The sequence below is a fragment of the Ferruginibacter sp. HRS2-29 genome, assembly GCF_024343615.1.
Lineage (GTDB): Bacteria > Bacteroidota > Bacteroidia > Chitinophagales > Chitinophagaceae > Ferruginibacter.
Window position 1 is genome coordinate 52,194 of record NZ_RJUB01000128.1, and the last position, 12,564, is coordinate 64,757.

10 protein-coding genes are annotated in these 12,564 nt (G+C 44.7%); 2 read left to right on the forward strand and 8 right to left on the reverse strand.

Features of this window, described 5'->3' with window-relative positions; genetic code table 11:
* The first annotated feature begins 142 nt into the window (after positions 1-142).
* A complete protein-coding gene (locus EGI32_RS14170; protein ID WP_255156023.1) occupies positions 143-2,554 on the forward strand; it encodes a TonB-dependent receptor in 2,412 nt (803 codons plus the stop codon).
* On the opposite strand, the gene dnaX is transcribed toward EGI32_RS14170, so the two are convergent.
* The 5 genes from dnaX to EGI32_RS14195 form a co-directional block, all read right to left on the reverse strand.
* Complete coding sequence (dnaX, locus tag EGI32_RS14175; protein ID WP_255156024.1) at positions 2,551-4,350, reverse strand: DNA polymerase III subunit gamma/tau; 1,800 nt, start codon at positions 4,348-4,350, stop codon at positions 2,551-2,553. The two genes, EGI32_RS14170 and dnaX, sit on opposite strands and share 4 nt — an antisense overlap.
* Positions 4,351-4,575: 225 nt before the next feature.
* On the reverse strand, positions 4,576-5,745 hold the full coding sequence (locus EGI32_RS14180) for a hypothetical protein (RefSeq protein ID WP_255156025.1): 1,170 nt from the start codon (positions 5,743-5,745) through the stop codon (positions 4,576-4,578).
* Positions 5,746-5,843: 98 nt separating this feature from the next.
* Positions 5,844-6,743, reverse strand: coding sequence for a sterol desaturase family protein (locus EGI32_RS14185; protein ID WP_255156026.1), 900 nt, complete (start codon positions 6,741-6,743; stop codon positions 5,844-5,846).
* A 140-nt stretch (positions 6,744-6,883) separates the two neighbouring features.
* A complete protein-coding gene (gene frr / locus EGI32_RS14190) occupies positions 6,884-7,447 on the reverse strand; it encodes a ribosome recycling factor (protein WP_255156027.1) in 564 nt (187 codons plus the stop codon).
* 150 nt (positions 7,448-7,597) lie between these two features.
* The gene (locus tag EGI32_RS14195) at positions 7,598-8,725 is read right to left on the reverse strand and encodes an MraY family glycosyltransferase (protein WP_255156028.1); all 1,128 of its coding nucleotides are present in this window, start codon (positions 8,723-8,725) and stop codon (positions 7,598-7,600) included.
* A gap of 246 nt (positions 8,726-8,971) precedes the next feature.
* On the opposite strand from EGI32_RS14195, the gene EGI32_RS14200 reads away from it, so the two are divergent.
* Positions 8,972-9,805 carry a transketolase gene (locus EGI32_RS14200; RefSeq protein WP_255156029.1) on the forward strand — a complete coding sequence of 278 codons (834 nt, stop codon included), beginning with the start codon at positions 8,972-8,974 and terminating at the stop codon, positions 9,803-9,805.
* A 202-nt stretch (positions 9,806-10,007) separates the two neighbouring features.
* Here EGI32_RS14200 and EGI32_RS14205 read toward each other — a convergent pair whose 3' ends face one another.
* The 3 genes from EGI32_RS14205 to EGI32_RS14215 form a co-directional block, all read right to left on the reverse strand.
* Positions 10,008-11,228 carry an FtsX-like permease family protein gene (locus EGI32_RS14205; protein WP_255156030.1) on the reverse strand — a complete coding sequence of 407 codons (1,221 nt, stop codon included), beginning with the start codon at positions 11,226-11,228 and terminating at the stop codon, positions 10,008-10,010.
* A 167-nt stretch (positions 11,229-11,395) separates the two neighbouring features.
* Entirely contained in the window at positions 11,396-11,752 is a 357-nt protein-coding gene (gene rbfA, locus EGI32_RS14210; RefSeq protein WP_255156031.1) for a 30S ribosome-binding factor RbfA, read from the reverse strand.
* Between the two features lie 204 nt (positions 11,753-11,956).
* The gene (locus EGI32_RS14215) at positions 11,957-12,562 is read right to left on the reverse strand and encodes a TraR/DksA C4-type zinc finger protein (protein ID WP_255156045.1); all 606 of its coding nucleotides are present in this window, start codon (positions 12,560-12,562) and stop codon (positions 11,957-11,959) included.
* Positions 12,563-12,564 lie beyond the last annotated feature (2 nt).

Sequence of the window (12,564 nt, forward strand, 5' to 3'; positions counted from 1 at the left end):
TCTTTCGACCAATGAGCCGTTTTGATCTGCCAATGAAAACTGGTGCAGATAAACCCATTCGTCGGAAATTACCTTTCATTGGCAGAAAATAAAAAACAGGCTTGAGTACCCGAAGCATATTTGTGTATCAAATAAAACTGTTATGCAAAAGATCTTATTTTTCCTGTCGTTATTCATTTCGCTTTCGGCACAGAGCCAGCAGATAACCGGCACTGTATCGTCTGCCGATGGCCAGCCGATGATTTTTACTACCGTATCGTTGATAAACGAAACTTCCAGAAAGATCATCAAAGCTGATCTTACCGATTCATCGGGCAACTACATTTTTAAAAATTTATCCGCCGGAAAATACAGCATTTCCATTTCGGCTACGGGTTACCGTGAGGCCACCCAAACCGGCTTATCGGTTGACAGCTTTCCTGATTTTGTCAGAACAGTGAATATTCAGCTGGCCAATACCGCTAAAGATCTCCAGGGTGTGGTGGTGACTTCCAGGAAAAAACTCATCGAGATAAAACCTGATATGACCATCATGAATATCGAGAACAGCATTGTGGCCACAGGCAACAGCGCATTCGATCTTTTGCGCAAAGCGCCGGGTGTTAGCATTGATGCGCAGGAGAATATCAAATCGAAAGGCCAGGTGGTAAGGATATTCATCGACGATAAACCTGCTTACCTGAGTGGAGAGGAACTGCGGAATTACCTGAAGAACCTGCAGGCAGATGAGATCAGCAGGATCGAGATCATCAGCAATCCCGGAAGCAGGTACCCCGCAGAGGGCACGGGCGGTATCATCAATATCGTGCTCAAAAAAAATAAGCGGTACGGCAGTAATGGCAATGTTTCGGCAGGCGTTGGCTACGGAAAATATCCGAAGCTGAATGGAAGCGGAAGTATCAATTACCGCAATAAGAAGGTCAACATGTTTTCTTCTGTGGGAACGGGCAGGTACGAAAGTTACAACCGTCTTTTGCTCAACAGCGATATCGGAAGCGGTGCCAATAAAGTTATCCAGGAGCGTACTAATTACTGGCACCCCGTTACCATTTACAGTAATGCAAGGTTTGGAATAGATTACAGTGTTGATTCAAAAAGTACACTTGGCTTCCTGGCCAGGGGAACTTTTTCCAACGAAAAAGCAGTTACGGATAACAATTCATTGTTCAGCGATGTACAAGGGCAGCCGCTATCGCAGATATACAGCACAAAAAAAGATAAAGGTAATAGCAGCAATTTCGTATTTAACCTGAACTACAAAAGAGATATCGATTCGGTGGGCAGCTCTTTCAATATCGACCTTGATTATGGTTATTACAGGAACCGTGGAAATGATGTGAATGCAAATCATTTTTATGAAAAGGATGTTATGATACGACCGGATTATACGTTCAGGAGCATCACACCTATCGACGTGAATATTTATTCACTCAAAGCAGACTGGGTAAAACATGTGGATTCGACTTTTTCATTTGAAACGGGTTTCAAGTTGAGCCTGGTGAAAAATGACAATGAACTCATTGCCGATTCTATCGGGGCCAACCATCAATGGACTCCTGACTACGGCCGCACCAACCATTTCATCTATGATGAAAATATTTATGCTGCTTATTTTACCATCAGTAAACAGTTTAAGAAACTGAGCATAAAAACCGGAGCCCGTGCCGAATATACCAGGTCAACGGGCAACGCGATCACAGTAGGCAGGGTGGATGAGCGCAAATACTTCAACGTGTTTCCTTCCACTTTCCTGAATTATACGCTGAATAAGAATAATACGCTCAATCTTAGTTACACCTATCGCATCAACCGGCCGGCGTACCAGAGCCTCAACCCGTTTGTGAATTTTGTAGACCCTTTCACTTATTTTCAAGGCAATCCTTTTCTGAAGCCATCGTATGCGCATGCGATCGAACTAAAACATGGCTTTCGCGATTTCCTGTTTACGTCTATCGGTTACCGCTATGCTGATGATGTATCGGATAATGTGATCCTGCAGAACCCTGATACGAAAGTGTCGCTGAGCCGTACGGAAAATGTGGGAACGAGCCGTTACTGGTCGTTTGATGTGAATGCGGGTATGCCCATTACAAAATGGTGGAGCACCGATCTGAGCGGAGGTATGGGGTATGGCATCGATCGTTCCGATTACCCGTCTTTCTCCTACCTTACCAAAGCCTGGAGTGCTTATTTCAGCGCGGGCAATACATTCACTTTACCTAAAAAGATAAAACTCGAGTTGCAATTATATGCGAATGCGCCCACGCGTTCGGGAATAGCAAAAGTAGCCGGTGTGGTGAATGTGAGTGGCGGTGTACAGAAACCGGTGTTGAAGGAAAAAGGTTCGCTGAAACTTTCGGTAGCCAATTTTATTGGCCCCACAAGATATAATGCGCTTTACCGTAGCGATCTGCTGCACATCAAATGGATCAATGAATGGGAAGGTAAAAGGGTGAACCTTTCCTTCTCTTACAAATTCGGGAACATGAATGTGAAGAACAGCCGCCAGCGGAGGACAGCTTCGCAGGAAGAAAGTAACCGGGTGAACCTTTAATCCACTTCCAGCCTGAGGCGCTCCCTGAGTTCTTTTATCAAAGGATATTGCTCCGTCATGAGGGCGTATTGCTGCTTGCGGTTGAGCGTTTTTGCTTCCGGTTCTTCCACGCGTTCCTTTTCATCTATTATGATGCTGTATTTGAGTATCCTGTTGTTGAAATGGTCCTGCAGATGATGTATCAACCCGGATCTTTCCGCTTCGATGATCTTTTGCTGGAGCGTATTGTCTACGATGATAGTAAAAGTATTATCATCTACGATTGAAAGAGCTGCAGCTTTGATGGTACTGGCACCAAGATTATTTTTTTCGGCAAATAACTTTTCAATATGAACAGCCAGTGAAGACTTGAGCTCTTCGAGAAGGAGGGGTTTAGGACCGGAAACGACCTTGTTTTTTTCAGCCAGTTTTGCCCGTATATTCCCCAGTGTTCCCATTGATCCGCCGGGCAGAGTAGTTGTGGGTGCAGGTGTGGCAGGCTGCTGGCGTTGCGCAGGAGCAGGAGCGGATACAGGCGCTGGCCTTTCCGTTCTTTCTTCTTCAATCACAAGGCTTGCCGCTTTTGGCGCAGGGTGTTCGGCAACGGGTACAGGTTTGTCGTCTTTTACCCGGATGATGGGCAATGCTTTGAAAGCGACCGGTTTTGCGCTATCCGTCAGTTTTTTTTTTGATATGCCGCCATCGCCGGCAGAAATTTCCAGCGCCTGCTGAAGATAACTGAGCTTAATGAGCGTCATTTCCACAAACAGCTTTTTATTGCGGGCTTGTTTGTAACCGATGTTGCTGTCGGTAAGCAGGTTGAGTGCAGACAGCATCCATGCGGTATCGGTATCGAGTGAAACCTGTAAATATTTTTGTTTAAAATCTTCTGCTACATCCAGCAGTATCGCTGCTTTGGGTTCTTTACTCACCAGCAGGTTACGCACGAATTCCGTGAACCCTTCCAAAAAAGTATCCCCTTCAAAACCTTTCTGGTTGATGGTATCGAACAGCAAAAGCGCATCGCTCAATTGTTGCTTTCGCATATGATCCAGCATGCTGAAGTAATAATCTTCGTCGAGGATGTTCAGGTGCTCAAGGGTGTTGGTGTAAGTGATCTTTCCGCCGGTAAAACTCACGATCTTATCAAGTATGCTCAACGCATCACGCATACAACCTTCGCTTTTTTGAGCGATGATATGCAGGGCGGTTTTTTCAGCAGTAATTTCTTCCTTGTCGCATATTTCCTGGATATGCTCTACAGTGTCGTTGGTGGTGATGCGTTTGAAATCGAATATCTGGCAACGGCTGAGGATCGTGGGAAGTATCTTATGTTTTTCGGTAGTAGCCAGGATAAAGATAGCGTATGGTGGCGGCTCTTCCAGCGTTTTCAGGAAAGCGTTGAAGGCGGCGGCACTGAGCATGTGTACCTCATCCACAATATATACTTTGTAATCGCCCGCCTGCGGCGCAAAACGTACCTGCTCTACCAGCGAACGGATATCATCCACCGAGTTATTGCTCGCGGCATCCAGTTCGTGAATGTTCATCGAAGAGCCATTATCAAAAGAAACACAGCTGTTGCAGGTATTGCAGGCTTCGCCTTCCCCGGTCTTGTTTTCGCAGTTGATCGTTTTTGCCAGTATCCTTGCACAGGTAGTTTTGCCCACACCTCTTGGCCCGCAAAAAAGAAACGCGTGCGCCAACTGGTTGTTATTGATCGCGTTCTTTAAAGTGGTGGTGATATGAGATTGCCCTACAACGGTGCTGAAATTCTGCGGCCTGTATTTTCGTGCCGAAACGATGAACTTGTCCATGCTGCAAATTACGAAAAAGTTGTGAGTTGTCAGAGGTGAGTTGTCAGCGGGGAAGCCGAACCAATCCGCAAGTTATTAAGAGTCAATAGTGAATAGTCAATAGTCAAATCTTCGAAGGTTTTTATACGTTGCCCTGGTGTTTTTTACCAGCCAGCCATGAGTAAAAAGTACCCCTGCCGTGTAAAGTGTAAAGGTTTCACCATTGACTATTGACTATTCACTTTGCTAGTTTAATATCGGGTGCCGTTTAAATTCCTTCGTCCTGTCAAATAAATAACGGAAAGTTGTCAACTGTCTTCCGCGTGATACTTCGCCGAGGCTGGCAGCAATGTTGAGCATTTTCGGGTTGAAATCGCCGATCCATTGCATTTCATATTCAGTGTAAGGCACATCAGGCTGTTGGATCACTTTGGCGGCTTCCGCGATGATATAGGCATCTACCCCTTTACCCTGCCACTCGGGAACCACGCCAAACACAAGGCCGGTGAATTTTTTATTGGGCTTGAATTGTTTCAGCCAGAGGAATTTCAGTTTTTGCAGCAACCCGAATTTTCCATTCAGGTGCCTGAACCATTGATTGAGATCGGGGAGGTTGATGAACATAGCGATGGGAACATTTTTGTGATAAGCAAACCAGATGATCCTTTCATCCATCACCGGCTTCATGGTTTTAAATAAAATCACCACCTGTTCTTTTGCCATCTGTTTCAATCCTCCGTGCCCGGCCCAGGCTTTATTGTATACTTCGGCAAAATCCCCGGCAAATTTTTCGAGTTTCTTCTTATCCATGTGTGCCGACGAGAAAGCCGGGTCTGCGGCGATTGCAGCATGACGGTCCCAGATCTTTTTTTCCAGGGGCGCCTTGGGTTGCATATCAAAACATATCTGCTCAAAAAAATGTTTGAACCCATAGTTTTCAAACAATTCCACATAATAGGGCGGATTGTAATTCATACAATAGAGAGGCTCGATAAATCCTTTGGTAACCATTCCCCACCAGCGGTCGCGTTCGCCAAAATTGATCGGCCCATCCATCGCTTCCATTCCCTGGTTTGACAGCCATTCTTTGGCAGTATCCAGCAGCAGGCTGGCAGCATCCTGGTTGTTGATGCATTCAAAAAAACCTATCCCGCCCGGGGCAACATCGTCCCCTTTGTTCTTATATTTTTTATTGACAAATGCGGCGATCCGGCCGATGAGCCCGCCCTGGTCATTCTTCAATATCCAACGCTCCAGCGAACCGAAACGAAAAGCCTTGTTTTTGTTCTCATCAAAAACAACTTCGATATCCTTATCCAATGGCCTTATCCAATTAGGGTCGTTCTTGTAAATGATGGAAGGGAGTTTGAGGAATGATTGGCTGTCTGCTGTGGTGGAAACCTTTACTATTTGCATGGAGCAAAATTAATAATGAATAATTAATAATGCATAATTCTTCCATCTGGAAGAACTTCGCATTTCAGGTAAAACCCACGATCCGAAATAATAATTAATTATTCATTATTGATTATTAATTCCTTCCGAAGTTGATTCGCAGTTTTAGTAGAACCATCATGGCTCCACCCCGGCGGCATGAAAACATACTTGAGCCGGGTGAAAAACGGGACTTCCTTTTTGAGGTCGGTGCCGATGCTTTGCCATTCGTGAAAGATCACTTTGAGAGGATGATAGGGATTGGAGATGGGTTTGGTGAGGCCATAACGGATCGGGTCGTTTTCCTGCTCTTCCTGGAAAGTGCCGAACATTTTATCCCAGATGATAAGGCACATGCCCATGTTCTTATCGAGATAGCGGATGTTGCTGGCATGGTGTACGCGGTGGTGACTGGGGCTTACAAATACTGCCTCGAACCAGCGGGGCATTTTGTGAATGTATTTCGTGTGAACGAGTATGCCATAGGTTTGAGTGATGGAATACATGAACACGATATCCAGCGGATGGAAACCCATCAACGCGATGGGGATGAAATAGATGAAGCGGTATACCGGCTGAAATACGGAAGACCGGAAACCTGTGGTCAGGTTGAATTCTTCAGAAGAATGATGAGTGACATGCACCGCCCAGAAGAAACGGCTGTAGTGGTCGATACGGTGCTCGATATAAAAAGCGAAGTCTTCAAGAAAAAATAAAAGTATCCAGTACAGGTACACATTTTGTACCGTAAAAAAATGATGGTGATAGCACCACATCAGTACGCTGATGTAAAATGCCCATCTCAGCAGCAGGTCGAGGCCGCCATTGATCAGCGATAGATAAACGTTTTGTAAAGTGCCTTTGAGCGTGTAAAATTTCCTGCCCTGCCAGTTGCTCAACAGTATTTCGGTGCCTATCAGTATGATATAAAGCGGCACCGAAGTGAGGAGGAACCATGTTTCACGGGAGGAGGAGTTCAATTTAGTTATAAGTTATAAGTGATAAGTTATAAGTGATGAGTTATAAGTTGCAAGCCTAAAAGACTTCGAGAAAATATTATAAAATTCGAAGGTTTGACCATTCACTATTGACTATTCACTTAAACGAAGCAAAGCTTCGTTTAAACCACCATGATCTCTTTCTCCTTAGCCGCAAGATGTTTTTCCACCAGGGAAATGAATTTATCCGTAAGTGCCTGTGCTTCTACTTCGGCATCTTTGCATTCATCTTCGCTCAGGCCATCTTTTTGCAGTTTCTTGATATCTTCTATCGCATCCCTGCGAATATTGCGGATAGAAACTTTTGCATTTTCCCCTTCGCCATTACATCTTTTCACCAGTTCTTTACGCCTTTCTTCGGTGAGTGGCGGCAGGAACAGGCGGATGGTAACCCCATCGTTCTGAGGGTTGATGCCGATGTTGGCAGCTATGATGGCCCTTTCGATCACCTGCAGCATATTTTTTTCCCATGGCTGAACGGCGATGGTACGTGCATCCAGCGTATTGATGTTGGCTACCTGGCTGATCGGGGTTGGGTTGCCGTAATAATCCGCCATGATACCGTCGAGCATTGCGGGAGTAGCTTTGCCGGCCCTGATCTTTGCCAGTTCTGTTTCAAGATGGGTGATGGCTTTTTCCATTGAAGCCGTAGTATCGTCTATGATTAAATTTAATTCTTCTGTCATGGTTGAAAATTGCTTGGGTGCAAATGTATAGAAAATTACGAATTACGAATTAAGAATTACGAATGGGTTCACATTTACGGACGTACGATTATCTATCAAAATTTCCGTTAGAAAAATTCGTAATTCGTAATTTCCAATTCGCAATTGATTTTATTCTGCTTCCAGCGGTTGTTCTGTAGCGAAAGCAATGATCTTGTGGGATTTGATGATCTCTTTTTCAGGCATGCTGCTGATGTACAGGTTCCTGGCTTTCTGGCGAAGCATGTATAAAATGCCTGTAAGCGTAGAAGCACCCAAAAGAAGGATACCGATGATCAGGGTAGTATTGAGGTTCCTCATCAGGAAAGCCGATACGATAAAGCCTGTAGCCACCAATGCACAGGAAAGGGTGATCTTTTTGTGTGTAAAGCCAAGGTCCAGCAGGAAATGGTGTACATGGTTCCTGTCGGGACTGAATGGTGATCGCCTGTCGAGGATGCGAACCGCAAATACCCTCAGGGTATCAAATAATGGGATCAGCAATACGGCAAAACCAATAGCCGGTGAAGAGGCGATCGGGAAAGGATTGCCCGGTGCGCCTGCGATGTTGATGAATTTGATAACGAGTATCGAATTTACCGTACCGAGCAGGAGCGAACCGGTATCGCCCATGAATATCTTTGCCGGAGAAAAATTGTAGATAAGGAAACTTACCAGGCAGCCTGTAAGGGAAAAAGCCAGCACCGCGTAAGCCGTTTGGCCTACATACATGAAATAAGAACCGAATGCGATAGTGGTGATCAGCCCGAGTGTACCCGCAAGCCCGTCGACCCCGTCGATGAGGTTGAAGGAGTTGGTGATAACGATGATGGTGAAAAAGGACAAGGTAACGCTGGCGATATAAGGTATTTCGTGAATACCCAGGAAACCGTGCATGTTATTGATGTGTATTCCACCGAATTTGATGAGGATGCCGGCAGCTATCAACTGGCCGATGAATTTCTTGCTGGCCGATAAGATCATGATATCATCCTTGATGCCAAGGAAGAAAATAACGATTGTGGCTGCTACAAAGTATTGAAATTCAGGGTTTACACCTGTTGGAACACCCATTAATACGGCGATAATGAAACCCGCAAAAATGCCTAACCCACCAAGAGTAGGGATGACGGTTTTATGCACTTTCCGTTCATCGGGTTCATCAAACAATTTTTTTGCTTTTGCTACCTGTATGATTACAGGTATGGAAAAAAAAGTTATAATAAACGACAGCGCTGAGCTTAGTAAGATTTTATCCATGCAAAAGGTTTATTTAACCCAGGTGTGATACAAAAGTATTGAATATGTTCTGTAGATAAACATTTTTTTAACAGAAATATTAGCCTGCAATTTTCATACCCGAATAATCTTCCGTATTAATGTTGATAACTTAACGGTTAATTTTAAAACTTATTACCTCACTATCTTGAATTCGGGGCATTTTTCTTTTGTGTGTTGCCGGCTTTAAACTAGGTTTGTAATCAAATTTTAACTAAAAATCAAGTTATGGCCAATCTCAAGGAAACTGCCTCTCAAATAAGACGAGATATTGTACGAATGGTTCACGGTGTTCAAAGCGGTCACCCGGGTGGCTCTTTAGGCTGCACGGAGTTCTTCACCGCTCTTTATTTTGACGTGATGAAACATAATCCCGATTTCAAAATGGATGGTATCGGCGAAGACGTATTCTTTTTAAGCAACGGGCATATTTCACCTGTTTTCTATAGCTCACTGGCAAGAAGCGGGTATTTTCCGGTAGCGGAATTGTCTACCTTCCGTAAGATCAACAGCCGTCTGCAAGGACATCCGACCACTCATGAGCATCTGCCGGGTATAAGGGTAGCGAGCGGTTCCCTAGGGCAGGGTATGAGCGTGGCCATCGGTGCGGCATTGGCAAAAAAACTGAATAAAGATAATTCGACGGTATATTCCCTGCATGGCGATGGGGAGCTGGATGAAGGACAGAACTGGGAAGCGATCATGTTTGCGGGAGCAAAAGCGGTGGATAACCTGATCTCTACTGTTGACTGGAACGGGCAGCAGATCGATGGCCCTACCAAAAAAGTGATGGATCTTCAAAATCTTCATGCAAAATTTGAAGCGTTTGGCTGGATAGTGACCGAAATGGAAGGGAATGATATGGATGCGGTAGTTGCCGGACTGAACAAGGCAAAATCTTTGCTGGGCAATGGTAAACCGGTAGTGATCCTCATGAAAACAGTGATGGGCAAAGGGGTGGATTTCATGGAAGGGTCGCACGAATGGCATGGCATCGCTCCAAATGATGATCAACTGAAAGCGGCGCTGGCGCAATTGCCGGAAACGCTCGGGGATTATTAAGTCAATAGTGAATGGTGAATAGTCAATGGTCAAATCTTCGAAGGTTCCTGGGTTTGGCAGGTTTATAAAGTCAGAAATTTTTAAAGTAAAAGGTCAACGAAAATCGTTGACCTTTTACTTTGATATAATATGACTTCTGTAAATAGAAACTTCCCTGAACATAAACACTTCGAAGGTTTGACCATTGACTATTCACTATTGACTACTTAAGTTCTATCGGCTGCCTCGATGCCTTGAACGAAGGAAACCACGATGCAATAAACGTAATTGCCAGTGCCGTTCCGCCAACCAGCAGAAAATCGGAAGCGATCAGTTTTACAGGAAAATAATCTATCAGGAATGAGCCACCCTGAAGCTTGATAAGTTTGAATTTGAGTTGAAGCAAACAAACGATCGTGGCCAGTGCTATGCCCGCAATGGCGCCCAGCAGGCCGAGCAGCAGACCTTCGCTCAGAAATATTTTTTGAATGCCCCACCTGCTGCTGCCGATGCTTTGCAGTATGCTGATATCTTTTTGTTTTTCGAGTACCAGCATGGTGAGAGCGCTTACAATGTTGAATGCAGCGATGATGATGATGAGTGTGAGCACACCATAGATCGCCCATTTTTCGAGGCGCATGGTGGAGTAGAGATTGCTGTTTTGCTGGTAGCGGGTCTGTACCAGGTATTTATTGCCGAGCAGTTGTTGTACGAGTAGGCGGGTCTTATTGATATCTGAACCTTCTTTGAGTTTTATTTCAGCAGCAGAATATTCGTCTGCGGCAAATCCCATCTGTTGCTTGATGAAGCCGATGTTGGTGATAGCGTAATTGTTGTCAAAATCCTGCTGGATGATAAAAACGCCGTTGGCGGATACATTGCCTTCGCTGAGTGATTGCAGCGGATCCATGCTGGTTACATTTTTTTTAGGAAGCGTTACGGTGAGATGTTCGTTGGGGATGGCCGGGTTGAAACTGATGCCTGCTGCATTCTGAATACCATAACCTACTACCAGCCCGGGATTGTCGATGGTGCCAACGTTGAATTCGCCATTGCTTATTTTGCCGGGCACGCCACTCACTTTTTCGAAATTATCATCCACCCCTTTTACCGTAAGGAAGGTTTGCGCTTCCCCGTTTTGAAGTATGGCTTTGTCTTCGGCCACCATCGACACCGCGGAGATATAAGGCTGTTGCTGCAACTGCTTTAATTGTGCGGCTGTAAAAATAAATGTTTTGCCGGCCGGCGGAACTATCTTGAGATCAGTATAAAACGAAGAATACAAAGACTTTACGAGGTCCTCAAAACCATTGAATACACTCAACACCAATACCTGGCAAAATGTAGCCAAAGCGATCACACCGGTAGTTACCCACGCAATGATGTTGATGGCATTAGCTGATTTTTTAGCTTTGAAGTATCTCCAGGCAAATGTAGAGTACAAGTTTAGAGTTTAGGGTTTAGAGTTTAGGAGAGGTTTAGGGAGCTTAGAGGTTTAGAGAGTTTAGAAGTTGGGAGTTTGAAAAGTTTAGAGAATTTGCTTCATAAAAAACATTGCAGAGAGAGCTCAGCTAAATTCCTAAACTTCTCCTCAACCCTAATCTCTAATCCCTAATCCTTTTTCTTAATCTCCTTAAATAACTGCTCCATCTTATCTACATATTCCAATGTGTCGTCAATATAAAAACTAAGTTTTGGAATGCTGCGCAACTGATGCTTTACCCTTGCAGCGAGTTCGCGTTTTATTTCCCATGCTCTTTCTTCAATGGCTTTCAAAGCGCTGATGGGATCGGCTACTTTAAAAAAGCTGAGGTATACACGGGCATCAAACAGATCGGGGGTGATCTTTACCGAAGCGATCGAGATCATTCCTCCATCCATCATCGCCAGGCCAAGCCGCTGAAATATTTCATTCAGGTCTTTTTCCAGTACTGCCGCCACCTGCTTCTGCCTCTTTCCTTCTAACATAGTTGTAAACTTTAAGAAGCAAAAATAGCTTAAAAAATGCAATCTATGATCTAAGATGTATGATCTATGATCTCATCAGGTTCGAAGTCCTTTCAATTCAGGGCAAAAACTTCCGTTAAAAAAAATCATAGATCTTACATCATAGATCATACATAAAAAGGAACGATTGCTCGTTCCCTTTACTATAATCCTTTTAGAATCTTCTTATTTCACGATCCCCATCTTAGCCTCGATGCTCAAAGTAGCATGCGGTACGGCCCTCAAACGGGCTTTATCGATCAGTTTGCCGGTTACGCGGCAGATACCGTAAGTTTTATTTTCGATACGCATCAACGCTTTTTCCAGGTGATCGATGAAAGTGATCTGGCGGCTTGCCATCTGGCTCAGTTGTTCCCTTTCCATGCTCAGGCTTCCGTCTTCCATGGTCATGTAGCGGTTATCGCTTTCATCACCACCCATTTCGTCTTTACGGGTGATCAATCCCTGCAGGTAAGCCAGTTCTTTTTTTGCCGCCCCCAGCTTACGCTGGATCAGTTCCCTGAATTCCTGCAGATCGGTGTCGCTGTAACGCACGATCGGAGCTCCCGGGTCGTTTTTCACTTCATCCAATACGGATTTCGTGAAATCCGGAGAATATTTACGGGCAGTTTTTGTATTGGTCTTAGGTATCACCACTGGTTTTGCCGGGGTAACCTTGATATCTTTCGGGTTCTTTGCAATTGCTTTTGCAGCTACCGGAGCTTTATCTGCTGCTTTAGCAGGAGCTTTTGCCGGAGTTTTTTCAGGTGTCTTTGGAGTTACTTTTTTCAAAT